Annotated in this window: 17 protein-coding genes; 12 read left to right on the top strand and 5 right to left on the bottom strand. The window is 71.5% G+C overall.

Annotated features, from left to right (window positions below; genetic code table 11):
- Positions 1-26 precede the first annotated feature (26 nt).
- The 3 genes from ACFQSB_RS07450 to ACFQSB_RS07460 all read left to right on the top strand — a co-directional run bounded on the left by ACFQSB_RS07450 (position 27) and on the right by ACFQSB_RS07460 (position 4553).
- Positions 27-2321, top strand: coding sequence for a rhamnogalacturonan lyase family protein (locus ACFQSB_RS07450; protein ID WP_380825134.1), 2295 nt, complete (start codon positions 27-29; stop codon positions 2319-2321).
- A 590-nt stretch (positions 2322-2911) separates the two neighbouring features.
- Positions 2912-3787, top strand: coding sequence for a glycosyltransferase family 2 protein (locus ACFQSB_RS07455; protein ID WP_380825135.1), 876 nt, complete (start codon positions 2912-2914; stop codon positions 3785-3787).
- 232 nt (positions 3788-4019) lie between these two features.
- Entirely contained in the window at positions 4020-4553 is a 534-nt protein-coding gene (locus ACFQSB_RS07460) for a hypothetical protein (RefSeq protein ID WP_380825136.1), read from the top strand.
- Between the two features lie 21 nt (positions 4554-4574).
- On the opposite strand, the gene ACFQSB_RS07465 is transcribed toward ACFQSB_RS07460, so the two are convergent.
- Both ACFQSB_RS07465 and ACFQSB_RS07470 read right to left on the bottom strand, forming a co-directional pair.
- The gene (locus ACFQSB_RS07465; RefSeq protein ID WP_380825137.1) at positions 4575-5063 is read right to left on the bottom strand and encodes an NUDIX domain-containing protein; all 489 of its coding nucleotides are present in this window, start codon (positions 5061-5063) and stop codon (positions 4575-4577) included.
- A gap of 122 nt (positions 5064-5185) precedes the next feature.
- A complete protein-coding gene (locus ACFQSB_RS07470) occupies positions 5186-6031 on the bottom strand; it encodes an MBL fold metallo-hydrolase (protein WP_380825138.1) in 846 nt (281 codons plus the stop codon).
- Between the two features lie 799 nt (positions 6032-6830).
- Between ACFQSB_RS07470 and rho the strand changes: the two genes are divergently transcribed.
- Positions 6831-8018, top strand: a complete 1188-nt coding sequence (gene rho / locus ACFQSB_RS07475; RefSeq protein WP_380825139.1) for a transcription termination factor Rho — start codon at positions 6831-6833, stop codon at positions 8016-8018.
- 29 nt (positions 8019-8047) lie between these two features.
- On the opposite strand, the gene ACFQSB_RS07480 is transcribed toward rho, so the two are convergent.
- Positions 8048-8683 (bottom strand): NAD(P)-dependent oxidoreductase, encoded by a 636-nt coding sequence (locus ACFQSB_RS07480; protein WP_380825140.1) that lies wholly within the window; start codon positions 8681-8683, stop codon positions 8048-8050.
- A gap of 102 nt (positions 8684-8785) precedes the next feature.
- Between ACFQSB_RS07480 and ACFQSB_RS07485 the strand changes: the two genes are divergently transcribed.
- The 3 genes from ACFQSB_RS07485 (at position 8786) to ACFQSB_RS07495 (ending at position 12787) form a co-directional block, all read left to right on the top strand.
- Complete coding sequence (locus tag ACFQSB_RS07485; RefSeq protein ID WP_380825147.1) at positions 8786-9400, top strand: TetR/AcrR family transcriptional regulator; 615 nt, start codon at positions 8786-8788, stop codon at positions 9398-9400.
- A gap of 88 nt (positions 9401-9488) precedes the next feature.
- Positions 9489-10688 carry a thiolase family protein gene (locus ACFQSB_RS07490; protein ID WP_380825148.1) on the top strand — a complete coding sequence of 400 codons (1200 nt, stop codon included), beginning with the start codon at positions 9489-9491 and terminating at the stop codon, positions 10686-10688.
- A complete protein-coding gene (locus tag ACFQSB_RS07495) occupies positions 10685-12787 on the top strand; it encodes a 3-hydroxyacyl-CoA dehydrogenase NAD-binding domain-containing protein (RefSeq protein ID WP_380825149.1) in 2103 nt (700 codons plus the stop codon). The genes ACFQSB_RS07490 and ACFQSB_RS07495 overlap by 4 nt, the downstream gene beginning before the upstream one ends.
- 22 nt (positions 12788-12809) lie before the next feature.
- On the opposite strand, the gene ACFQSB_RS07500 is transcribed toward ACFQSB_RS07495, so the two are convergent.
- Entirely contained in the window at positions 12810-14006 is a 1197-nt protein-coding gene (locus ACFQSB_RS07500) for an FAD-dependent monooxygenase (protein ID WP_380825150.1), read from the bottom strand.
- A gap of 267 nt (positions 14007-14273) precedes the next feature.
- Here ACFQSB_RS07500 and ACFQSB_RS07505 point away from each other — a divergent pair, with 267 nt between their 5' ends.
- From ACFQSB_RS07505 to ACFQSB_RS07515, 3 genes are all read left to right on the top strand, one after another.
- Positions 14274-15233 carry a TetR/AcrR family transcriptional regulator C-terminal domain-containing protein gene (locus tag ACFQSB_RS07505; RefSeq protein ID WP_380825151.1) on the top strand — a complete coding sequence of 320 codons (960 nt, stop codon included), beginning with the start codon at positions 14274-14276 and terminating at the stop codon, positions 15231-15233.
- 177 nt (positions 15234-15410) lie between these two features.
- Entirely contained in the window at positions 15411-16247 is an 837-nt protein-coding gene (locus ACFQSB_RS07510; protein ID WP_380825152.1) for a putative RNA methyltransferase, read from the top strand.
- 116 nt (positions 16248-16363) lie between these two features.
- Positions 16364-18160, top strand: coding sequence for a S9 family peptidase (locus tag ACFQSB_RS07515; RefSeq protein ID WP_380825154.1), 1797 nt, complete (start codon positions 16364-16366; stop codon positions 18158-18160).
- A 69-nt stretch (positions 18161-18229) separates the two neighbouring features.
- On the opposite strand, the gene ACFQSB_RS07520 is transcribed toward ACFQSB_RS07515, so the two are convergent.
- Positions 18230-19537: a PP2C family protein-serine/threonine phosphatase gene (locus tag ACFQSB_RS07520; RefSeq protein ID WP_380825155.1), complete on the bottom strand. Its 1308-nt coding sequence runs from the start codon at positions 19535-19537 to the stop codon at positions 18230-18232.
- A gap of 370 nt (positions 19538-19907) precedes the next feature.
- On the opposite strand from ACFQSB_RS07520, the gene ACFQSB_RS07525 reads away from it, so the two are divergent.
- Positions 19908-24095: a HAMP domain-containing protein gene (locus tag ACFQSB_RS07525; RefSeq protein WP_380825156.1), complete on the top strand. Its 4188-nt coding sequence runs from the start codon at positions 19908-19910 to the stop codon at positions 24093-24095.
- Entirely contained in the window at positions 24095-24721 is a 627-nt protein-coding gene (locus ACFQSB_RS07530; protein ID WP_354842478.1) for a response regulator, read from the top strand. Before ACFQSB_RS07525 ends, ACFQSB_RS07530 begins: the two co-directional genes overlap by 1 nt.
- Positions 24722-24848: the final 127 nt, after the last annotated feature.

The raw sequence follows: 24848 nt of genomic DNA on the forward strand, positions 1-24848 counted from the left end.
CGGCGCTCCGCACGAAGAGGAGAGTCATGCGCTACTTCGCGAGATCGCCGGTCCGCCGGCTGGTGATCCTGGCGGCGGCGACCGCCACGGTCGCGGCGACCGGGACGGCGACGACCGTCGCGGCCCAGGCCGCCGCCGGCTGCCGGGTCGACTACGCGGTGGCCTCACAGTGGACGGGCGGCTTCACCGGCAACGTCACCGTGACCAACCTCGGCGACGCGATCGACGGCTGGCGGCTGGTGTGGGGATTCACCGCCGGCCAGCAGGTCAGCCAGGCGTGGAACGCCACCGTGACCCAGAGCGGCGCGCAGGTGACCGCCGCGGACGCCGGCTACAACGCCGCGCTGGCGACCGGCGCGAGCGCCTCCTTCGGCTTCAACGCCTCGTGGAACAACTCCAGCAACCCTGCTCCGGCGTCGTTCACCCTCAACGGGGTGACCTGCACCGGAACGACCGGCCCGACGCCGACCCCCACCCCGACCCCGACCGTGACGCCCACACCGACGCCGACTCCGACCGTCACCCCGACCCCCACGCCCTCCCCCACCCCGACGCCGACCCCGACGCCCGCGAACGCGCGCCAGGCGGAGCGGCTGAACCGGGGCCTGGTCAGCGTGCGGTCCGGCAGCGGCAACCTGGTCTCCTGGCGGATGCTCGGCACCGACCCCTCAGGCGTCGCCTTCAACCTCTACCGCGGCTCGACCAAGCTGAACTCCTCGCCGATCACCGGGTCCACGAACTACCTGGACAACGGCGCGGCGGCCGACGCGAGCTACACCGTGCGGCCGGTGGTCGACGGCGCCGAGCAGGCCGCCTCGGAGAGCTCCCTGCGCTTCACCGGCGGCGCCTACCTCGACGTGCCGATCTCGCCGCCGTCCGGGGGCACCACCCCTGACGGGGTCGCCTACACCTACAGCGCCAACGACGCCAGCGTGGGCGACCTGGACGGCGACGGCCAGTACGAGTTCGTCCTGAAGTGGGACCCCTCCAACGCCAAGGACAACTCCCAGTCCGGCTACACCGGCAACGTGTTCGTCGATGCCTACAAGCTCAACGGCACCCGTCTGTGGCGCATCGACCTGGGCCGCAACATCCGCGCCGGGGCGCACTACACGCAGTTCCAGGTGTACGACTACGACGGCGACGGCAAGGCCGAGGTGGCCATGAAGACCGCCGACGCGACCAAGGACGGCACCGGCGTCGTCATCGGCAACTCCGGCGCCGACTACCGCAACTCCTCGGGTTACGTGCTGTCGGGGCCGGAATACCTGACGATGTTCAACGGGCAGACCGGCAAGGCCATGTCGACGGTGAACTACGACCCGCCGCGCGGCACCGTGTCCTCCTGGGGCGACAGCTACGGCAACCGGGTCGACCGGTTCCTCGCCGCCACGGCCTACCTGGACGGCACCCGGCCCAGCCTGATCATGTCGCGCGGCTACTACACGCGCACGGTGATCGCGGCGTGGGACTTCCGCAGCGGCGCGCTGACCAAGCGGTGGACCTTCGACTCCAACTCCGCGGGTTCGCAGTACACCGGCCAGGGCAACCACAACCTCTCCATCGCCGACGTGGACGGCGACGGCAGGGACGAGATCGTGTTCGGCGCGATGGCGATCAACGACAACGGCTCCCCGTTGTGGAACACCGGCAACGGCCACGGCGACGCCTTGCACGTCGGAGACCTGGACCCCTCGCGTTCCGGCCTTGAGGTCTTCAAGGTGGATGAGGATTCCAGCAAGCCGAGCTCGTGGATGGCCGACGCGCGCACCGGCCAGGTGCTGTGGACGACTCCGGCGAACGGCGACAACGGGCGCGGCGTGTCCGACGACATCTGGTCCGGCAGCGCCGGAGCGGAGTCCTGGTCGGCCAAGGCCGACGGGCTGCGCAACACCAAGGGCGCCAACATCGGCGCCAAACCGTCCTCGATGAACTTCCTGGCCTGGTGGGACGCCGACCCGATCCGCGAGCTGCTCGACCAGACCCAGGTGGACAAGTACGGCACCAGCGGCTCGACGCGGCTGCTCACGGCCTCCGGCGTGCACTCCAACAACGGCACCAAGGCGACGCCCTCGCTGTCGGCGGACCTGTTCGGCGACTGGCGCGAGGAGATCGTCTGGCCGACCAGCGACGACCGCGCCCTGCGCATCTACGCGACCACCACGGTGACCGACCGGCGCATCTTCACCCTGATGCACGACATCCAGTACCGCGAAGCCGTCGCCTGGCAGAACACCGCCTACAACCAGCCCCCCCACCCGAGTTTCTTCATCGGCAACGGCATGTCCACCCCACCCCAACCCGCCCTCTACCTGCGCTGACCCGCACGCTCACTCGACGGCTCCCTGGGCCGTGATCTCACTCAGGGGGCCGTCGCAGCGCACCCCCGACGTGCTGTTCCGCCGGTCAGACGTTCGGCACGAATAGGGCCGGTTCGGCGGTCCAGGGGCCGTGCGCCATCTGAGGTGCTCGACGACCTCTGCCGGTGGACGTGTTCGCAACGCGTGCAGATGATCGGCGACGGTGACATCCCAGTCCCCGATGCTGCGGTGTGCGTCCAGCGACAAGTGCGGCAACCGGCGGACCGAATCGGGGAGTCCGAGAGCCCCGACTCCCGCGCTCGCGGCCAATTGAAACAGCCGTCGACGGTTCGTGACGTCCCCTCATCGTCGTGATGGTCCTTCAAGCGCGTCATCACCGCTATCCGGGACCCCTGGGATCACTGACCTCGGGTGCTGGTCCGCGTCGGCTGTCACACAGGCTCGGCACCCCACACCTCGTCGCGACCGATAAACCCGCAGGTCAACAAGTATGCGACCCTCGGCGTCGATTTCGAGGACACCATCCGTGCACGGCGCTAGGGTGAGTCGGTTACGGCCAAGAGAACACTGCGTGACCACTCGGAGACATGATGAAACCGACCGTAGACGTGGTGGTCCTCACCATGAACGATCGGCCCGCCGCGTTCCGCGCGGCGATGGCGTCCCTGCTCGCCCAGGACGGCATACAGCTACGAGTGGTCATCGTGGGCAACGGCGTCGAACCCGACTACGTGCCCGAGTGCGCGCAGGCAGTCACCCTGCCCCTCAACGTCGGCATCCCCCAGGGCCGCAACGTCGGTGCTGACGCGCTCGCCGGACCCGACGCCGGCGAGTACCTGTTCTTCCTCGACAACGACGCCGTACTCCCTTCCCCTGATACCCTCGCACGGCTCGTTGCCCAGGCTCGCCGTCACCCCGAGGCCGCGTACATCCAGCCGCGCATCGCCGACCCCGGCAACGGAGTCACCATGCGCCGCTGGGTGCCGCGTCTGCGTGCCAGTGCCGTCGCCCGCCCCGGAACCATCACCGTCATGGCCGAGGGCGTCGTCCTCATCCGCCGCGCCGACTACGAGGCCGCCGGCGGCTGGCCCGGCCACTTCTTTCTATTTCACGAAGGCGTTGACCTGGCATGGCGCTTGTGGGACCTGGGCCGCACCGGCTGGTACGCGCCCGGCATCGTCATCCATCACCCGGCCACCTCGCCAACCCGGCACGCCGAGTACCACCGACTGGTCGCCCGTAACCGCGTCTGGCTCGCCTACCGGCGCCTGCCCGCCCCGCTGATCCCCGTTTACCTCGCCACCTGGACGCTCGTCAGCGTCGTTCGCATCCGATGCCGCAAGAGCCTCGCCGTATGGTTCGCCGGACTACGCGAGGGCTTCACCGGAGGACACGGAGAACGCAAGCCGATGTCTTGGGTAACCGTGGTCCGATTGACCAAGGCAGGCCGCCCTCCAATCGTGTGACGGCAAAGAACGTGCCGGCGCAGCACCACTGATCGCCGCGTCGCGGCGGCAGCCCTCGCACACAGCTTGCTGCTCTGCCCGGTTCAGCAGCCAGCGGACAATTCGCGACAATTTGTATCCAAGCCCTCACGATCGGTCACGATCTGGTATCCACCCCACAGCCGCAGTAACCCGCCAGGGGACGGCACCCGTCCACGGAGACGACACAGCCAGCCATCCCTGGAGTCAGACGATGACCCACCCGTACCACACCCAGCAGGCTCCACAGTTCCAACAGCCGCAATGGCCGCCGAAGAAGGGATTCAGTGGCTTGATCGTCGCTCTTGCCCTGGTCGGGGGGCTTGCGGTCGGCTGCATCGGTGGCGTCGGTATCGGCGCGGCCGGTTCCTCCGGCAAGCCCAGCACCGTGGCAGCGGACGCGCCTGCCTCCGACAACAAGCCCGCTTCCGAGCAGACGAGCGCGGAGCCTACGGCGGACCACACACCCAAGCCGAGCGAGTTCAGGGTCACGATCAAGGTGATCAAAAGTGAGTGCTTCGGTACGGCCGGCGCCATAGTCACCTACCGTGCCCAGCTCGCATACACGGGGAGCCCGTTGCCGGAAGACAAGACCTTCACCGTGTCCTACAGAATCTTCGGTGGGCAGGACCCCGCGACGGGAGCCATCGACGTCACCGGCGACGAGATGAGCAGGCCGGCCCAGGAAACCATCGAGACTCCCACCTGCACGCCCGCGCTGCGTGCCAAGGTCGTTCAGGTTCTCTGAGCCTGGCACCACTAACGCGGGTCAGGGGGTGAAGGCGGGGGAGCCGCCGGTGAGGTAGAAGGAGGTGGACCGGTGTCGGGCTTCCAGGGCGGCGTGGAGGCGGCGGATGAGGTAGGCGGGCATGAGGGCCCGCGCCTCCGTGGGGTCGAAGAAGCCGCAGGCGTCCAGTTCCTCCTCCTGCAGGACGAGGCGGTCGGCGTCCGGCAGGTGGCCGCAGTCGAACAGGAAGTGCACCAGCGGGAGGGGCCGGTCGCCGAACGGGGGCACCCAGTGCACGCCGAGCAGGCGGCCGACCGGGACGGTGAGGCCGAGCTCCTCGGCCAGCTCGCGGGCGCACGCCTGGTCGGGGGTCTCGCCCTCGTCCACGTGCCCCCCGGGCCAGAGCCAGTGGTCGCGGTAGTTGGGCTTGACCAGCAGCACCCTGTCCTGCGCGTCGGTGATGAACGCCCCGGCGCCGGCCAGGGTCTTGTTGAGCCCGGCGTAGAACTCCTCGGGCGGAAGCGCGACCATGACCTCGACCGTATCTCCGCTGATCTACCGGCTGCCCGTGGACCCCGCCCGAGCAGAAGGGGGGACGGCCGCGTGGCCTCCCCTGTCACCGGTCGCGGACGGTGGTCGTCACCGCGACCATCTCACTGATCGACGTGACGCCTGGCCTGGGCGGCGGTATCCGTCTGGGCCTGCGGGCCGGCGGCGGCCGGGGGGTCGGGGAGAGGGCTGAACGACTCGGGGAAGTGGGCGGTGCCGATGAGGCCGCCGCGGGCGCGGGCCCTGCTCAGCACCTGCCGCCGCGTCGCGACGGCCTTCGCCGGGTCGTCGTCGTGCCGGTAGACGATCGCGGGGTCGGCGAGCTGCGTCGGATGCAGGAACACGTCGCCCGTCAGCGTGAGCGGCCCGATCTCGACCACCTGGTGGCCGGGCGTGTGGCCGGGGGCCAGGAGCACCCGCACGCCCGGGGCCACCTCGGCCTCGCCTTCGACCGCGTCGACCAGCCCGGTCAGCGGGCGCAGCACGCGTTCAAGAATGGCGTTCGGCCCCGCGCCCTCGATCCAGTCGATCTCGGCGCGCTGGACGACGTGCCGGGCGTTGGGGAAGGTCGCGACGCCGTCGGTCACCGCCCCTGAGGCGTGGTCGCTGTGCAGGTGGGTGAGCACGACGGTGTCCACCTCCGCCGGGGCCACGCCCACGGCGGCGAGCTCGTCCACCAGCCGCCCCGGCACCGGCGCCCAAGCGGACGCGGGCGAGTCACGCCCGCCCAGCCCCGCGTCCACCAGGATCGTGCGGCCGCCGCGCGGGCGCAGCAGGTAGCAGCGGAAGTGCAATATCCACTCGCCCGCGGTGAGCGCGGCGCGGTGCTCGGGCGAGCCGCCGACGAAGTTCGCGCCGGGCGCATGGCGCAGGTCACCGCCCATGGGGCCCACGGCGTCCCGCAGCGGCACGACCTCCACCCCGGAGACCATCATCGGCTCGTACGCCATCGCGCGCTCTCCTGAACTGGACGCCTCGACACGTTCGGCCGCCAGAGACAGATCGGCCGCGGGCCCCAGCTTGGCACGGTCTCGGGACCCATGGGATGGCGATCGCGTGATCCCGGCGCAAGGACGGCGGCGCCCCCACGGAACGGGACAGCAGGGCTTGCGCGGAGGGGACGGCGGTGCCCACACGGAACGGGACGGCGGGGCTTGCGCGGAGGCGGTGCGGTGATGTTATGGTGAACGTGGCTCTCCAGGTGGGATGTCTTCCTTCCCCGCCGGTATGAGCCGTTCACCTTCTCGCCGCCCCGTTCGAGGCAGGCATCTCGCAGCCGGTCGCCTCACGCGGCCGAACTCATGCGGATCTCGCCACCACCACCGCGACCGCTGTGGGCACGTGCGTCACCGTGCGGTCGTCCGCTCGGCCGATACAGCCGACAGGTCGCGGTAATCCGGCAAGTACTGACAAGTACTGACAAGTCACGACGAGGGCCGGGCACCACCGTTTCCGGCCCGGCTCGGCCTCCAACCTGGTCGCCGGTCGACACCCCGGTCACCCGCGGTCACAGCCGAACCACCGTTGCGGCGGAAACCGCCGGTCACGGCCGACGCCGCCGTCGCGGCGGACACCGCCGGGGACGGCCCGACACCGCCGTCATGGCCGTCGCCGTACCCGGCGCGGCGTGCCGCCGCACGTCCGGGCACGTCCGGGCACGTCCGGGCGCACGGCCGCCGCCTTCCGCGATCTTCTCCGCGCCTCTCCCATCAGCCGGCCGGGATTCCGGCCCACCAGCAAGGAACCACCATGACAGCGACCATCGAAGCCCCGGCGCCCGCGAAGGCGCCTCCCAGAAGGACCCGCCGGCGCCAGGCCGACCCCGCCGGCCCCGCCGCGGCCCCGCAGGACGAGACCGGGCCCCTCACCGAGGTCCGCGGCCTGCTCGACGTCCGCGACAAGGCGGCGTACATCCGCGTCGGCGGCCACCTCCCCGGCGACCAGGACGTCCACCTGCCCCCGGCCCGGGTCAGGGAGCTCGGCCTGCGCCCCGGCGACCTGGTGACGGCCCTCGCCCGCGGCCCGCGTGACCGGGACGTGCGGATCGTCTCCGTGGACGGCGAGGAGCCCGGACGTGCCCGGCCGCACTTCGCCGCCATGACCCCCGTCCACCCGCACGAGCGCCTGGCCCTGGAGACCGGCTCGCCGGTCACCCGGCTGGTCGACCTGCTGACGCCCGTCGGCAAGGGGCAGCGCGGCCTGATCGTCGCGCCGCCCAAGGCCGGCAAGACGATGGTGCTCAAGGCCATCGCGGACGCCGTCACCCGTAACCATCCCGGCGCCCACCTCATGGTCGTCCTGGTCGGCGAGCGGCCCGAGGAGGTCACCGACTTCCGCGAGTCGGTGCGCGGCGAGGTGGTCGCCTCGACGTTCGACCGGCCGGAGCGCGACCACACACTGATCGCCGAACTGGCGGTCGAGCGGGCCAAGCGGCTGGTCGAGCGCGGGACCGACGTCGTGGTCCTGCTCGACTCGCTGACCCGCCTCGGCCGCGCCTACAACGTCATCGCGCCGAGCGGCGGCAAGACGCTCACGGGCGGGGTGGACGCGCAGGCCGTCCACCTGCCCAAACGCCTGTTCGGCGCCGCCCGGGCCACCCGCGAGGGCGGTTCGCTGACCATCCTCGCCACCGCGCTGGCCGAGACCGGCTCGCGGATGGACGACTTCTTCTACGAGGAGTTCAAGGGAACGGGCAACCTGGAGCTGCGGCTGAGCCGAGCGCTCGCCGAGCAGCGCCTGTTCCCCGCCGTCGACGTGGCCGCCTCCGGCACTCGGCGCGAGGAGCTGCTCCTGACGGCCGAGGAGCGCGAGGTCGTGTGGAAGCTGCGGCGCGCGCTGTCGGGCCTCGATCGCGAGCAGGCCCTGGGCGCGCTGCTCGGCCGCCTGCGCGAGACGCCCTCCAACGCCGCCTTCCTGCGCCAGGTGAGCTCGACCTGACGCGACAGAGCGGGTCGGCGGACCTGACCTCAGTTGGCGACGCCGACGGCCTGTTTGACGGTGGCCGGGTCGTCCAGGCAGTCGAGCAGCGCGTGGGCGAGGTCGGCCCGGGAGATGGTGTGGCCGCGTGCCACGTTGCCGCCGACGACGCGACGGTACTTGCCGGTCGGCGGTCTGTCGGTCAGCCTCGGCGGCCTGACGACCGTCCATTCGAGCGAGCTGCGCCGTACCTCGTCCTCCATCGCGCGCAGGTCGGCGTACCCGTCGCGGAAGACGCGCTGGATGAGGGGCAGGACCACGGCGCGGTAGATGAGCGGCTCGCCGTCGGGGATCGGGCCGACCGGGACGGCGCTGAGGGTGACGAGCCTGCGGGCGTCGCCGCCTTCCATGGCGCGGACGATGGAGGTCAGCGCCCTGGAGGCGATGCCCACGTCCTTCCTGCCGTTCGGGCCGAGCGCGGAGATCGCGGCGTCGCGGCCCGCCAGCACGGGGCGCAGCGCGTCCGGCGAGGTCACCTCCGCCGTGATCACCTCGAGCGCGCCGTGGCTGATGGGAAGGCGGGCGGGGTCGCGGACGACGGCGGTGACCTGGTGCCCGGCGTCCAGCGCCTGCCTGACGACCTCCCGGCCGGTGCGCCCGGTGGCGCCGAAAACGGTGAGCTTCATGAGACGTCCCCCAAAGGTTGGTGAGTACTCACTCACATCATAGGATGAGTACCCCTTCCATAGGCAGCCAAAAGCCGCACCGACCGAGAGGCCCGCCACCCGATGCCCCAGCCGCGCACGGCCGCCGGCGCCCGCACCCGTGAGCGCATCCTCGACTCCGCCGAGCACCTCATGCGCACGGTGGGTCTGGCCCGCGTCACCACCAAGGAGATCGCCCGCGAGGCCGGGATCTCCGAGGCGGCTCTCTACCGGCACTTCACCGGCAAGGAGGAGATGTTCATCGCCGTCCTGAGCGAGCGGCTGCCCGCGCTCGGGTCGCTGATCGAGCGGCTGTCCGCCGACCCCGGCGGGCGCACGACCGAGGAGTGCCTCGTCGAGATCGCCCGGGCGGCGACGCTGTTCTACGAGGCGAGCATGCCGATCGGCTCCTCGCTGTTCGCCGAGCCGGCCCTGCTGGAGCGGCACCGGGAGGAGCTGCGCAAGCTGAACGCCGGTCCGCACAAGCCGCTGACCGCGGTGGCCGGGTATCTGGGCGTCCTTCGGGAGAACGGCCGCCTGCGCGCCGACGCCGACACCGGCTCGGCGGCGGCGCTGTTGCTCGGCGCCTGTTACCAGCGGGCCTTCCTGCGACTGTTCATGGGCGAGGAGGGCTCGCCGAAGAGCGTGGAGGACTTCACCGCGGGGCTGGTGCGCACCATTCTCGCGGGCATCGCCTGACCCCGGGGTAAGGGGAATGAAGAGCCGTGGCATCATGTTACTCGCGAGTAGCATGTAGGCGGAAGCCATCCAGCAGCGAGGAGCAGCCGTGCCTTCGTCCCGTGACGTCGTGTTCGTCGACGGCGTGCGCACACCTTTCGGCCGGTCGGGCCCCAAGGGCCTGTACGCCGAGACCCGGGCGGACGACCTGATCGTCCGCGTCATCCGCGAACTGATGCGGCGCAACCCGCAACTGCCGCCCGAGCGCGTCGACGAGGTCGCCATCGCGGCCACCACCCAGATCGGCGACCAGGGCCTGACCATCGGCCGCTCGGCCGCCGTCCTGGCCGGGCTGCCCAAGTCGGTGCCCGGATACGCCATCGACCGCATGTGCGCCGGCGCGATGACCGCCGTCACCACCGTCGCGGGCGGCATCGCCTTCGGCGCCTACGACGTCGCCATCGCCGGCGGCGTCGAGCACATGGGCCGCCACCCGATGGGCGAGGGCGTCGACCCCAACCCGCGCTTCATGGCCGAGAAGCTCGTCGACGGCTCCGCCCTGATCATGGGCATGACCGCCGAGAATCTGCACGACCGCTACCCCGAGATCGACAAGGGGCGCGCCGACGCCTACGCGGTCGCCTCCCAGGAGAAGGTGGCCAAGGCGTACGCCAATGGCAAGATCCAGCCCGACCTGGTGCCGATGGCGACCCGCAAGGCCGCGGAAGGCTGGGGCCTGGCCACCGAGGACGAGCCGCCGCGGCCCGGAACCACCATGCAGGGCCTGGCGGCGCTGAAGACGCCCTTCCGCGCGCACGGCCACGTGACCGCCGGCAACTCGGCGGGCCTGAACGACGGCGCCACCGGCGGCATCATCGCCGCCGCGGACACCGCCGCCGAGCTCGGTCTCACCCCGAAGATGCGGCTGGTCTCCTACGCCTTCGCCGGGGTCGACCCCGAGGTGATGGGCGTCGGGCCCATCCCCTCCACCGAGCGCGCGCTGCGCCTGGCCGGGCTGTCCATCGGCGACATCGGCCTCATCGAGATCAACGAGGCCTTCGCCGTGCAGGTGCTGGCCTTCCTGTCGCACTTCGGCATCGCCGACGACGATCCGCGCGTCAACCCCTACGGCGGCGCGATCGCCTTCGGCCACCCCCTCGCCTCCTCCGGCGTGCGACTCATGACGCAGCTCGCCCGCGAGTTCGGCGAGAACCCGGGGGTGCGCTACGGCCTGACGACGATGTGCGTCGGCATGGGCATGGGCGGAACGGTCGTCTGGGAGAACCTCGCCTGGGAGGGCGGCAAGTGAGCGGCGTCACCGATATCACCGGCATCTTCGACGACGAGGTCGTCACCCACGCCCTGGTCCGCGACGTGCGGCTCCCGGGCGGCGCGGGCACCATGGCCCTGATCACCCTGGACAACGGCTTCGACCACACCAAGCCGAACACCTTCGGCCCGCGCGGCCTGGCCGAGCTGGACAAGGCCCTGGACGCCATCTGCGACCGCACCGACATCGCGGCGGTCGGCCTCACCGGCAAGCCGTTCATCTTCGCCGTCGGCGCCGACCTCAAGGGCGCGGCCCTGGTACGCGGCCGGGAGCAGGCCGAGGCGCTCGGCCGGCTCGGGCACGAGGTGTTCCGCCGGCTCGGCGAGATGGAGGTGCCCTCGTTCGCGTTCGTGAACGGGGCGGCCATGGGCGGCGGCCTGGAGGTGGCGCTGCACTGCACCTACCGGACGATCTCCTCCGGCGTCCCCGCGGTCGCGCTGCCCGAGTGCTTCCTCGGCCTGGTGCCGGGCTGGGGCGGCACGCAGCTGCTCCCCCGCCTCATCGGCCCGGCGAACGCGCTCAAGCTGATCATCGAGAACCCGCTGTCCCAGAACCGGATGGTCAAGGGGACCGAGGCGTTCAAGCTGGGCGTCGCCGACGCGGTCTTCGAGCCGGCCGACTTCCTGGAGGAGTCGCTGCGCTGGGCCGCGCGCGTGCTCACCGGCGAGACCGCCGTCGCCCGCCACCCGTTCACCGAGGACGCCGAGGGGTGGAAGGCCGCGGTCGCAGGCGCCAGGACGCTCGTGGACCTCAAGCTGCGCGGCGCCTCGCCCGCCCCGTACCGGGCGCTGGACCTGGTGGAGCAGGCACGCACGGCCGGCCGCGACGCCGGCTTCCAGGCCGAGACCGACGCGCTGGCCGACCTGCTGATGGGCGACGAGCTGCGCGCCGGGCTGTACTCCTTCGACCTGGTACAGCGGCGGGCCAAACGGCCCGCGGGCGCCCCGGACAAGGCGCTGGCCCGCAAGGTCACCAAGGTGGGCGTGGTCGGCGCGGGCCTGATGGCCTCGCAGCTCGCCCTGCTGTTCGCCCGCCGCCTCGAGGTGCCGGTCGTCCTCACCGACCTCGACCAGGCCCGCCTGGACAAGGGCGTCGGCTACGTCCACGCCGAGGTGGACAAGCTGCTCGGCAAGCGGAGGATCACCGGCGACCAGGCCAACCGGCTGAAGGGGCTGGTCACCGGCTCGCTGACCAAGGACGCCTTCGCCGACGCCGACTTCGTCATCGAGGCCGTCTTCGAGGACCTGGCGGTGAAGAAGCAGGTCTTCGCCGAGGTGGAGGCCGTGGTCTCCCCTGAATGCGTGCTGGCCACCAACACCTCCTCGCTGTCGATCTCGGCGATGGCGGCCGGGTTGCGCCACCCCGAGCGGGTGGTCGGCTTCCACTTCTTCAACCCCGTCGCCGTACTGCCGCTGCTGGAGATCGTCCGGGCGGACAGGACCGACGACGCCTCGCTGGCCACGGCCTTCGCGGTCGGCAAGGCGCTGCGCAAGTCCAGCGTCCTGGTCAAGGACGCCCCGGCGTTCGTGGTGAACCGGCTGCTGACCCGCTTCATGGGCGAGGTCATCGGCGCCGTGGACGAGGGCACCCCGATCGAGGTCGCCGACCACGCGCTGGACGAGCTCGGGCTGCCGATGACGCCGTTCACGCTGCTCCAGCTCGTGGGCCCGGCGGTCGCCCTGCACGTCGCCGAGACGCTGCACGAGGCGTTCCCCGGCCGGTACGGGGTCTCGGCCAACCTGGCGACGCTCGTCAAGGCCGGCAAGCCGGGCGTCTACGCCCCGGACTTCTCCATCGACCCGGAGGCGCGGCAGATCTTCGAGGCGTCGGGGGCGTCCGGACCGGACGCGGAGCAGGTGCGCGACCGCGCGCTGCGGGCGCTGGCCGAGGAGATCCGCCTGATGCTGGACGAGGGGATCGTCGCGGCGGCCGAGGACATCGACCTGTGCATGATCCTCGGGGCCGGGTGGCCGTTCCACACCGGCGGCATCACGCCGTACCTGGACAGGACCGGCGTATCCGCCGCGGTCAACGGCCGCCCGTTCCTCGCCCCCGGCGTGGCCTCCGTCCCCGCCTGAGCCCCTGCCACGGCCGGCGCCGTCAGCTCGGGTAGTCCTTGAGCGTGATGGCGTCGGCCTGCTGGAGGCGCTTGACGATCAGGCCCCGCCACGGCAGGTAGGGCAGCGATCTGAGCATCATGTCGCGCATCAGAACGTGCGCCTTCGTCTTGGGGAACAGAAAGCCCGTCTCGCCGCCATTGGCCCGCGCCTGGGACGCCGTGACATACCCGCGCATCTCGCGCTCGTACCCGGCGAACCCGGCGCGGTGGTCGCCGCCGGCGGCGGCCAGCTCGCCCGCGAGCACGTACGCGCCCACCAGGGCCAGGCTGGTGCCGAGGCCGCTGAGGGCCGAGGGGCAGTACGCCGCGTCGCCCAGCAGGACGGTCCGGCCGCTGGACCAGCGGTCCATGTGGATCTGGCCGATGGTGTCGAAGTAGAAGTCCTGGGCCTCCCACATGGCCTCCAGCAGCCGGGGGACCTCCCAGCCGACGTCCGCGAACCGGTCGGCGATGATCTTCTTCTGCCGGTCGGCGTCGTACCGGTCGTAGGACAGCGGCGGCGAGGTGAAGCCGAACAGCGCCTTGGCCTCGTCCGGACGGGCAGTGGGCCGGATGGCCACCGCGCGGCCGCCGAGCGGGGTGTGGTAGCGGTCCCACCGATCGTGGGCCACGGGGTAGGGGATGGTGAAGTAGGAGGTGTAGGAGCCGAGATGGCGGGCGAACCCGGCCTCCTGCCCGAAGACGAGCGCACGGATCGCCGAGTGGATGCCGTCCGCGCCGACCACCAGGCCGAACCGGCGCCTGCCGCCGCCGGCGAACCTCACCTCGACTCCGTCTCCGTCGTCGGCGAGCGCGGTGACGTGGTCACCGAAGATGTACTCGGTGTCGCCGCGGGTGGCGTCGTACAGCACCCGCGACAGGTCGCCGCGCAGGATCTCGATCTCGCCGACCGCGCCTTCGCCGCCGAGGAGCTCCACGGGCATGCTCGCCCGCGGCCTGCCCGAGGCGTCGACGAACGACATGCCGCGCGTGCCGATGCTCGCCCGCCGGACCTCGGCCGACAGGTCCATCCGCCTGACCACCTCGTGGGCGACCCCGCGCAGGTCGATCGCGTGACCGCCCTCCCTGAACGCCGGAGCCCGTTCCACGACGACCGGCTCGAACCCGTGGCGGCGCAGCCAGAAGGCCAGCGCCGGCCCGGCGATGCTCGCACCGTTGATCAGGACACTTCGGTTCATCACAGCCTCCTCGGCCATGTCGGGGGATGTATGTACGGTGTACGGGCCGATGCGAGCAAGGTAGTTTGTACGGTGTACTGACGCAATGAACTGCGACGATGTCCTCATGAGCACTAGTGCGTCAGGAGACCGGCACACCTCGGACACACCGGGAATCGCCTGTCCACCACCGGCGGCGCCCGCCGGTCGGCGGACAGCGGGCGTTCCTGGTGCACTAGTACGCTCGGCGACGCCCCCCGCGCGCCGCGCCCAGCGGAAGGAGCCCCCGTGGACCGTCCCGGGACACGACCGGAGCCGCCGTACGCCCGGATCGTCCGCGAGATCCGGCGCCGCATCACCTCCGGCGAGCTGCGCGCCGGAGACCGGGTGCCCTCGACCCGGCAGATCACCGGCGAGTGGGGCGTGGCCATGGCGACCGCCACCAAGGTCCTCGCGACGCTCCGCCAGGAGGGGCTCGTGCAGCCGATGCCGGGCATCGGCACCGTGGTGCGCGTCCCCGAGCCTGTTCCCGTGCGCCACCGCGAGCCCGCGGCGGCGGACGACGGGCGGGACCCGGCCCGCGCGCGCCTGGTCCGCACCGCCATCGAGATCGCCGACGCCGAGGGCATCGCCGCCCTGTCGATGCGCAGGGCCGCCGCCGCCCTCGGCGTGCCCACCATGTCGCTGTACCGGCACGTCCAGGGCAAGGACGAGCTCGTCCTGCTGATGGCCGACACCGTGTTCGGCGCGGAGTTCACGCCCGTTCCCTCCGCCCGCACCTGGCGCGAGCGGCTGGAGCTGGTCGCCCGGCAGCACTGGGCGATGTACCGCCGGCATTGCTGGCTCGCCCAGGTGCAGTCGTTCACCCGTCCCCTGATGTCGCACAACGCGCTCGCGGGCACCGAGTGGGTGGTGCAGGGCCTCACCGGTCTGGGGTTGCGGCCGAACGAGCTCCTGCACCTGGTGGTCACCGTGTACAGCTACGTGCACGGCGTGGCCGTCAACCTCGAAGGGGAGGCGCAGGCGCGGCAGGAGAGCGGGGTCACCGACGACGAGTGGATGGCGGCGCAGGCCCCCGCCTTCGCCGGGCTCCTCTCCTCCGGGGAGTTCCCGGCCTTCTCGCGGATTCTGCGGTCCCCGGGGGTCGAGCTGGACCTGGACAGCCTCTTCGAGTTCGGGCTGCTCAGCCTGCTCGACGGCATCGCGGTGCGCGTACGGGCGGCCCGCGGGCGGACCGGCCGCCGGTGACGGGCGAGCCGGGCCTCACCGGCGGCCGGTGGGAGGCGGGCCGCGTTCTCGGGCCATCGGTGAAGGACGAGCCGGGCGGACGGGCCGGTTCGGGCACTCGGGATGAGCGGACGGGCCGGTTCGGGCATTCGGGAATGAGCGAACGGGGCGGTTCCGGCATTCGGGGATGATGGGGGAATGCTCGCCGACGTCATCCCGTACCTGCTGTGCCCGGTCTGCCGGGGCGATCTCGCCCTGGCCGGCGGTGTGGTGCGGTGCGGGCAGGGGCACGCCTACGACGTCGCCAAGCAGGGGTATGTGAGCCTGCTCACCGGCTCGGCGGCGCCGGGTACGGCCGACACGCCGCCCATGGTCGCGGCGCGGGCGGCGTTCCTCGGCGCGGGTCACTTCGCCCCGCTGGCCCGCCGCCTGCGCGAGCTCGTGCGCCCCGTCCCGGGCGGCGGGCCCGCGGTGATCCTGGACGCCGGGGCGGGCACCGGCCACTACCTGGCCGAGGTGATGAGCCCCGCGGACACGGGCATCGCGCTGGACGTCTCCAAGCACGCGCTGAAGCGCGCCGCCCGGGCCCACCCCCGCATCGGCGCGGTGGTGGCGGACGTGTGGCGCCCCCTGCCGGTCAGGGACGCCTGCGCGGACGTGCTGCTGAACGTGTTCGCGCCGCGCAACGGCCCGGAGTTCGCCCGCGTGCTGCGCCCCGGCGGCACGCTGGCCGTGGTCACCCCGACCTCGCGGCACCTGGCGCCGCTGGTGGAGGAACTCGGCCTGCTGTCGGTGGACGACGACAAGGAGCGGCGCGTCGGGGAGGCGCTCGCGGGCCGCTTCGCCGAGGCGGGGACGTTCGTCGAGGAGGCCGCGATGCGGCTGGACCACCAGGCCGTCGAGACCGTGGCCGGCATGGGCCCGAGCGCCTGGCACACCGACGCGCAGGCGCTCCGACGGGAAATCCTTCGCCTGCCGGACCCGGTGACCGTGCAGATGTCGTGCCGGATCTCTCTGTTCCGTAAGATCGCCTAGGCACATTCGAATTACGAATTTCCCTAACTTTGTAGGCCATCTTCCGTACAGAAGCGACATACTTAACGGCAACCCGCCGATCCCGGTCCGGGAGAGCGTGAGGGAGGGGCACGCCCATGAAGGCCGAGGAACGCTGGCAGGCCAGGTTCCGCGCGGCACGTATGACCCTGCCCACCTGGGCACGGCTGGCCCCGGCCCGCGCCGTGTACCGCTGCAACATCTCCGGCGTGTGGGAGATCCACGCCTGGGACCGCTCGAACGGGGCCACACGCCAGGTCACCAGCCGCCCGCGCGGCACCTCGCACGCCGCCATCGACCCGACCGGCCAGTGGATCTGGTGGTTCTCCGACACCTACGGCGACGAGTTCGGCATCTGGATGCGCCAGCCGTTCACCGGCGGCCCCGAGCTGCCCGCGCACCCCGACCTCGCCCCGGGGCACCCGACCGGCCTCGCCCTGTCGGCCGTCGGCACCGCCGCCGTCGGCCGCAGCAGCCGCCACGGCTTCCAGGTGTTCCACGTCCGGGTCGGCAGCGACGAGAAGCCGAGGATGATCTACGAGTCCCGCGAGTTCGCGCAGGTCGCCGGGATCTCGCTCGACGGCTCGCTCATCGCCGTGAGCCACAGCGAGCACGGTGACTCCCGCCACCCCGCCCTGCGCGTGCTGCGGCCGAACGGGCACCTCGCCGGCGACCTGCACGACGGGCCGGGCAAGGGCTTCTCCGGCGTGCGGTTCGCCCCCACCATGGCCGACCGGCGCATCCTCGCCCTGCACGAGCGGCGCGGACGCCGCGAGCCGCTGGTGTGGGACCCGGTGACCGGCGAGCAGCGCGAGATCTGGCTGCGCGTGCCCGGCGAGATCACCGCCGACTGGTACCACGACGGGCGGGCGGTGCTGATCGGCCACAACGACCGCGCCCGCACCGAGCTGTACCGCTACGACCTCGGCGGCGGCCACCTGACGGAGATCAAGACGCCGCACGGCGTGATCCACGACGCGATGCCCCGGCCCGACGGCACGGTCGAGTACTCCTGGTCGAGCGCGGCGCGGCCCCCGATCATCAGGGCCAGCGACGGCCACGTCGTCATGAACCAGTCGGGGCCCTCGGCCCCGCCGTCCGTGCCGCTGGAGGACGTCCACGTGGACGGGCCGGGCGGGCGCATCCACGCCCTGGTCTCGCGCCCGACCATCGGCAACCCGCCCTACCCCACGGTGTTCCTGCTGCACGGCGGCCCGGCGGCGCAGGACGACGACTCCTTCATGCCGAACGTCGCCGCCTGGGTCGACGTCGGCTTCGCCGTCGTGCGGGTCAACTACCGCGGCTCCACCGGCTACGGCTCGGCGTGGCGGGACGCGCTGCGCGGCGACGTGGGACACATCGAACTGGCCGACGTGGCGGCCGTCCGCGAGTGGGCCGTGAGCCACGGCGTGGCCGACCCGGACCGCATGGTGCTCGCCGGCGCCTCCTGGGGCGGCTACCTCACGCTGCTCGGCCTGGCCACCCAGCCCAAGTGGTGGGCGGCCGGCATCGCCGCCGTGCCGATCACCGACCACGCGGCGGCCTACAGCGACGAGACCGAGGGCCTGCGCGCCTACCACCGGGCGCTGTTCGGCGGCTCACCGCAGGAGGTGCCCGAGCTGTACGCGGCGTCGTCCCCGATCACCTACCTGGACGCGCTCCAGGCGCCGCTGCTGGTGCTGGCGGGCGAGAACGACCCGCGCTCACCGATCGGGCAGATCGAGAAGTACCTGGACAAGCTGGATGAGCGGGGCCACGAGCACGAGGTCTACCGCTACCCGGCCGGCCACGCCAGCCTGGTCATCGAGGAGCGCATCCGCCAGATGGCCGCCCAGATCGACTTCGCCTGCAAACACCTCGGCATCCCCCAGCCCGACCCCGCCGCCTCCTCCTGACCGCCCGGACGACGACGAAGGGCGCCGCCTCGAAGGCTCCCCGAGCCCGCCGGGCGCGGCGAGGCCGGATCACACGGCTCTGAGAACCAGGATGGCGAGGTCGTCGGCGCTGGGTTCGATGGCGAAATCCTGGACGGCGCGGCGGATGCGCTCGGCGACGGCGCGGGCGGACAGCTCGGCGCATTCGGCCAGCAGCTTGGACAGCCCGCCGTCGTCGTCCAGCAGCCGGCCGCCCGAGCGGCGTTCGGTGACGCCGTCGGTGACGCCGAGCAGGACGTCGCCGGGCCCGAGGTGCACCTGGTCGGCGACGAACTCGGCCTCGGGGAAGACGCCGAGCAGCGACTGGGAGGTGACCACGCTCTCCACGACGCCGCTCGGCCGCAGCCGCAGCGCCTCGGGGTGCCCGGCGGAGATGAGCGAGAGGTCCAGGCCGTCGGGGGTGCGGCGGATCTCGCCGTGCAGCAGGGTCAGGAACCTGGCCCGCTCGCCCTCCTCCAGGATGGCCCGGTTGAGCCGCGAGACCACCGAGGCCACGTCGTACCCCTCGCGGGCCAGCAGGCGCAGCGTGTGCCGGGCCAACCCGGTGACGGCCGCGGCCTGCGGGCCGGTGCCGCAGACGTCGCCGATGGCGAACCGCCAGGTGCCCTCGCCGACGGCGTACAGGTCGTAGAAGTCGCCGCCGACCTCGTTGTTCTCGCCCGCCGGCTCGTACACCACCGAGTAGTCCAGGCCGGGGGTCTCGGCGGGGGTGCCGGGCGGCAGGAGGCTGCGCTGGAGGGCCCGGTTGGCGTCGGCCTGCTGGGCGTAAAGGCGCGCGTTGTCCATCGCGAGCGCGGCGCGCCGGCCGAGGTCCTCGGCGAGCTGGGCGACGTCGTCGGGGAAGCGGCCCGCGCGGCCCAGGCACATCATGCCGAGGCTGCGCCCGCGCGCGACCAGCGGGAAGGCCAGTGACTGCCAGTCACCGAGCTGGATCGGCACCGGGGTGAGGTTGTCCACCGAGGGGACGGTGACCTCGTCGAGCTCCTCGCGCAGGCCGTCGATGCGGGCCTCGTCGGCGTGCCACAGGTAGGCCAGGTCGAGCGGCCCCCCGTCGGTGCCGGTGGTGTAGACGGCGCACCAGGTGGCCAGCCGCGGCACCACGATCTGGGCGATCAGGGCGGGGACCATGTCGGGGTCGAGCGTCCCGGCGAGCAGGTCGCTGGCGTCGGCGAGGAACCCCAGCCAGCCGGGCCCCTGCGAGGTGCGCTTGCCGGTCCAGTCGGCCACCGGGCGGGAGGCGTCGCCGGCGCCGGGCAGGGCTATGCGGGCCCAGCGGGTGCGGTGCGCGCCGGAGAAGCTGACCCCCCAGACCGCGACGGAGCTGGACGGAGGGACCACCGGAACCTCTCCGGCCTCCTTCTCTCGCACCTCTATCTGGAGTGAATCTCCCTGATGGACCCATACAATCTCAAAAGGGACATCGCCGATTTCGGAGACGAGCTCTCCGGTCAGCCGCTCGGCCTCCATGCTGATGGGCGCGGCCGCCCAGGCGGTCATGACCTCGCGGGTGAACCGCGCGGCTGAGGGTAGGGCCGTCCTGCCGGGCGCGAAAGACGCGGCCAGCACACCCCGGGAAGAACTTGTCATTACACCGTGCTTACCACAGTCGGCTGTCACACGCGGTCGATCGACAGGGCGACCGCACAGCGTCCTTCATGCCAGACTGGCACTACTCCGCATCCCGCCCGAACAGCGTGAAGGAGGCTTCATGAAGGGTACCCCGACCGTGGGAGCCGGTTCGGAGCGGTCGTACACCGAGTCCGATCTCCGGCCGTTCCTGGAAACGCTGATGTCCTGGCGCGACGGCGACTTCAGGAAACGGGTCCCCTTCGCAGCCCCCGGCATCCTCAGCGAGACCAGGCTGTTGCTGAACGAGGTGGCCGATCGCCGCGAGCATCTGGCCAACGAGCTGATCCGCGTGAGCCGCGAGGTCGTCAAGGAAGGGCGTTCCACCGTCCGCCTGGTCCCCGGCCCCGGCGTCGGACTGTGGGCCGAGAGCGTCCATTCGGTCAACGACCTGATCGACGCGCTCGTGGGCCCGGTGAGCAGCGCCGCCGACGTGCTGGACGCCGTCGCCCAGGGTGACCTGTCCCAGCGCCTGGAGATCGGGCGCACGGCCAAGGGCGAGGTGCGGCGCCTCGGCAAGGCGATCAACGGCATGGTCGACCAGCTCTCCCTGTTCAGCTCCGAGGTGACCCGCGTCGCGCGCGAGGTCGGCTCGGAAGGCCAGCTCGGCGGCCGGGCGAACCTCCGCGGCATGTCCGGAAGCTGGCGCGACCTCACCGAGGCCGTCAACACCATGTCCAGCAGGGTCTCCGCCCAGGTGCGCGACATCGCCGTGGTGACCACCGCCGTCGCCCGGGGCGACCTGAGCCGCAAGGTCACCGTCGACGCCGTCGGCGAGATGCTGGAGCTCAAGAACACCGTCAACACCATGGTCGACCAGCTCTCGGCCTTCGCCGAGGAGGTCACCCGGGTCGCCCGCGAGGTCGGCACCGAAGGCGAGCTGGGCGGCCAGGCGCGCGTGCGCGGCGTGTCGGGCGTCTGGAAGGACCTCACCGACAACGTCAACGTCATGGCGAGCAACCTGACCAGCCAGGTGCGCGGCATCGCCACCGTGGCCACGGCGGTCGCCCAGGGCGACCTGTCCAAGAAGATCACCGCCGACGCGCGCGGCGAGATCCTCGAGCTGAAGACGACCCTGAACACGATGGTCGACCAGCTTTCGCTGTTCGCCGATGAAGTCACCCGGGTTGCCCGTGCGGTCGGCACCGAGGGCCAGCTCGGCGGGCGCGCCGAGGTCAAGGGCGTCTCGGGGGTCTGGAAGGACCTCACCGACAACGTCAACTCCATGGCCAACAACCTCACCTACCAGGTGCGCAACATCGCCCAGGTCACCAAGGCCGTGGCCGGCGGCGACCTGTCCAAGAAGATCGACGTGGACGCCCAGGGCGAGATCCTGGAGCTCAAGTCCACGATCAACACCATGGTCGACCAGCTCTCCTCGGTCGCCTCCGAGGTGAGCCGCGTGGCCCGCGAGGTGGGCTCGGAGGGCCAGCTCGGCGGCCAGGCGCAGGTGCACGGCGTGTCCGGGGTCTGGAAGGACCTCACCGACAACGTCAACTTCATGGCCAACAACCTGACCTCCCAGGTGCGGCAGATCGCCGCCGTCTCCACCGCCGTGGTCCAGGGCAACCTGTCCAAGAAGATCACCGTGGACGCGCAGGGCGAGATCCTGCAGCTCAAGGACACCGTCAACACGATGGTGGACCAGCTTTCGCTGTTCGCCGACGAGGTGACCCGGGTGGCCCGCGAGGTCGGCACCATGGGCCAGCTCGGCGGCCAGGCCCGCGTGCGCGGGGTGTCGGGCGTCTGGAAGGACCTCACCGACAACGTCAACTCCATGGCCACCAACCTGACCTACCAGGTGCGCAACATCGGCGAGGTCACCACGGCGGTCGCCAGGGGCGACCTGTCCAGGAAGATCGACGTGGACGCCCAGGGCGAGATCCTCGTCCTGAAGACGACCATCAACCGCATGGTCGACCAGCTCTCGTCGTTCGCCTCCGAGGTCACCCGCGTGGCCCGCGAGGTGGCCTCGGAGGGCCAGCTCGGCGGCCAGGCCCGCGTCGAGGGCGTCCAGGGCACCTGGAAGCAGCTCACCGAGAGCGTGAACGAGCTGGCCAGCAGCCTCAGCACGCAGGTGCGGGCCATCGCCGAGGTCACCAGCGCGGTCGCCCGCGGCGACCTGACCCGCTCGATCACCGTCGAGGCGCAGGGCGAGCTGGCCGACCTGAAGGACAACATCAACACGATGGTGTCCAACCTGGTCGCCACCACCAAGGCCAACCAGGAGCAAGACTGGCTCAAGAGCAACCTGGCCCGCGTCTCGCGCCTGATGCAGGGTCACCGCGATCTCATGGAGGTCGCCAAGCTCATCATGACCGAGCTCACCCCGCTGGTCTCGGCCCGCTACGGCGCCTTCTACATGGTCGAGAGCCCGGCCGACGACGAGCTCACGCTGATCGCCGGGTACGGCGTGCGACCGGGGCGCAGCGCCCGGCAGAGCTTCAAGTTCGGGCAGGGCATCGTGGGCCAGGCGGCCTCCGAGGGCCGGCCGATCGTGCTGGACGACGTGCCCGCCGCCTACCTCACCATCGAGTCCGGGCTGAGCCGGTCGACGCCCGCGCAGATCGTCGTGCTGCCGGTCCTGTTCGAGAAGCAGGTGCTCGGCGTGCTCGAGCTGGCCTCCTTCAGCCAGTTCGGGGAGGCCCACCTGGCCTTCCTCAACCAGCTCGTCGAGACCATCGGCGTGACGATGAACACCATCATCGCCAACTCCCGCACCGAGGGCCTGCTCACCGAGTCCCAGCGGCTCACCACCGAGCTGCGCGAGCGCTCCGACGAGCTGCAGCGCCAGCAGGAGGAGCTGCGCCGGTCCAACGCCGAGCTGGAGGACAAGGCGGCGCTGCTGGCCAAGCAGAACCGCGCCATCGAGATCCAGAACTTCCAGATCGAGCAGGCCCGCCGCACCCTGGAGGAGCGCGCCGAGCAGCTCGCGGTGTCCTCCCGCTACAAGACCGAGTTCCTCGCGAACATGTCCCACGAGCTGCGCACCCCGCTGAACAGCCTGCTGGTGCTGGCCAAGCTGCTGTCGGAGAACGCCGAGGGCAACCTCACCGCCAAGCAGGTGGAGTTCGCCCGCACCATCCACGGCGCCGGTTCGGCGCTGCTCCAGCTCATCAACGACATCCTGGACCTGTCCAAGGTCGAGGCGGGCCGCATGGACATCCACCCGCAGCAGCTCTCGCTGCCCAAGCTGGTGGAGTACGTCGAGGCGACGTTCGCGCCGCTCGCGCAGGACAAGGGCCTGTCGTTCACCGTCGAGGTCGACCCCGCGGTGCCCGAGAACCTGCACACCGACGAGCAGCGCCTGCAGCAGGTGCTGCGCAACCTGCTGTCCAACGCCGTCAAGTTCACCCCGAAGGGCGAGGTGCGGCTGAACATCAGCCGCGCGGACGACGGCGTGCCGTACATCGACCGCACTCTGCGCGACAACGACGAGATCCTGTCGTTCTCGGTGGTGGACACCGGCATCGGCATCGCGCCGGAGAAGCTCGAAATGATCTTCGAGGCGTTCCGCCAGGCCGACGGCACCACCAGCCGCAAGTACGGCGGCACCGGCCTCGGCCTGTCCATCTGCCGCGAGATCGCCCGCCTGCTCGGCGGCGAGATCCACGCCAGGAGCGAGGCGGGGCACGGCAGCACCTTCACGCTGCACCTTCCCATCCGGTACGCCGGTCCGCTCGACGGCAGCAACGGAGGCGCGGCGATCTCGCCGTCCCAGCACCAGCAGCAGGACCGCTCCGGCATCGACATGGCCTCGGAGCTGCCGCGCATGCCCGAGATCGAGGAGGACACGCGGCTCCCGCAGCTCAACGAGAGCGTCGAGGCCCGCGTCTGGCAGGGCGACGACCCGCTGAACGGCGCCAAGATCCTCATCGTGGACGACGACATCAGGAACGTCTTCGCACTGACGAGCGTGCTCGAACGGCACGGCTCCACCGTCGTGTACGCCGAGAACGGCCGCGAGGGCATCGAGCAGCTCGAACGCAACGAGGACGTCGCCCTGGTGCTGATGGACATCATGATGCCCGAGATGGACGGCTGGGCGACCACCTCCGCCATCCGCCGCATGCCGCAGTTCTCCGACCTGCCGATCATCGCGCTCACCGCCAAGGTGATGCAGGGTGACCGGGAGAAGAGCATCTCCTCGGGCGCGTCCGACTACGTGCCCAAGCCGGTGGACGTCGACCGGCTGCTCGAGCGCCTGCGGGGCTGGCTGACGCGCGGCGGCCGGGTGCCCTCGGGTGACAACAGGGAAGGTCGCGGTTGATGCCGGACAGAGCCAAGATCCTGCTGGTCGACGACCGCGAGGAGAACCTCATCGCGCTCGAGGCCATCCTCAGCTCCCTGGACGTGGTCGCCGTGCGCGCACGCTCGGGTGAGGAGGCGCTGAAGGCCCTGCTCAGCATCGAGTTCGCGCTCATCCTGCTCGACGTGCGCATGCCCGGCATGGACGGCTTCGAGACGGCCGCGCACATCAAACGGCGCGAGCGCACCCGCAACATCCCGATCATCTTCCTGACCGTGGTCGACAGCGCCCCCGACTACGCCTTCCGCGGGTACGCCGCGGGCGCCGTCGACTACCTCACCAAGCCCTTCGACCCGTGGGTGCTGCGGGCCAAGGTGTCGGTGTTCGTCGAGCTGTACAACATGAACCGCCGGCTCACCGAGCAGGCGGCCCTGCTGCGCGAGCGGCTGACCGTCGAGCTGCCCGACGGGGTGGGCGCCGAGGTGCTGCCCGAGCTGTCGCGGCGGCTGTCGGCCGTGGAGGACGAGCTGGCGCGGGTCGAGGAGCAGGTGTCGCAGGCCAACGGCAGTACCTCGCTGGCCGGCCCGGTCAAGGACCTCTCTGAGCGCATCCTGCACCTGCGGGCGGGCTTCGACGCCCTGTCATAGGCCGCGGAGCCGCGGCCGCGGAGCCGGTCGCAGGCCGCGGAGCCATGGCCGCGGAGCCACGGCGCCGCATCGGGACCCCGGCACGGCCCGCCGCGCCGGCCAGGAGCCCGCGCGGCCCTTCTGTTCG

It is taken from the genome of Sphaerisporangium rhizosphaerae (genome assembly GCF_042665155.1).
In the GTDB taxonomy this organism is placed as follows: Bacteria; Actinomycetota; Actinomycetes; order Streptosporangiales; family Streptosporangiaceae; genus Sphaerisporangium; species Sphaerisporangium rhizosphaerae.

Bases quoted from the DNA above. Each gene is read 5' to 3' on its own strand.
- ACFQSB_RS07525 (WP_380825156.1), top strand. From the start codon at position 19,908: ATGAAGGGTACCCCGACCGTGGGAGCCGGTTCGGAGCGGTCGTACACC.
- ACFQSB_RS07515 (WP_380825154.1), top strand. From the start codon at position 16,364: ATGAAGGCCGAGGAACGCTGGCAGGCCAGGTTCCGCGCGGCACGTATG.
- ACFQSB_RS07530 (WP_354842478.1), top strand. From the start codon at position 24,095: ATGCCGGACAGAGCCAAGATCCTGCTGGTCGACGACCGCGAGGAGAAC.
- ACFQSB_RS07465 (WP_380825137.1), bottom strand. From the start codon at position 5,063: ATGGTCGCGCTTCCGCCCGAGGAGTTCTACGCCGGGCTCAACAAGACC.
- ACFQSB_RS07480 (WP_380825140.1), bottom strand. From the start codon at position 8,683: ATGAAGCTCACCGTTTTCGGCGCCACCGGGCGCACCGGCCGGGAGGTC.
- ACFQSB_RS07510 (WP_380825152.1), top strand. From the start codon at position 15,411: ATGCTCGCCGACGTCATCCCGTACCTGCTGTGCCCGGTCTGCCGGGGC.
- ACFQSB_RS07500 (WP_380825150.1), bottom strand. From the start codon at position 14,006: ATGAACCGAAGTGTCCTGATCAACGGTGCGAGCATCGCCGGGCCGGCG.
- ACFQSB_RS07485 (WP_380825147.1), top strand. From the start codon at position 8,786: ATGCCCCAGCCGCGCACGGCCGCCGGCGCCCGCACCCGTGAGCGCATC.
- rho (WP_380825139.1), top strand. From the start codon at position 6,831: ATGACAGCGACCATCGAAGCCCCGGCGCCCGCGAAGGCGCCTCCCAGA.
- ACFQSB_RS07450 (WP_380825134.1), top strand. From the start codon at position 27: ATGCGCTACTTCGCGAGATCGCCGGTCCGCCGGCTGGTGATCCTGGCG.
- ACFQSB_RS07455 (WP_380825135.1), top strand. From the start codon at position 2,912: ATGAAACCGACCGTAGACGTGGTGGTCCTCACCATGAACGATCGGCCC.
- ACFQSB_RS07460 (WP_380825136.1), top strand. From the start codon at position 4,020: ATGACCCACCCGTACCACACCCAGCAGGCTCCACAGTTCCAACAGCCG.
- ACFQSB_RS07470 (WP_380825138.1), bottom strand. From the start codon at position 6,031: ATGGCGTACGAGCCGATGATGGTCTCCGGGGTGGAGGTCGTGCCGCTG.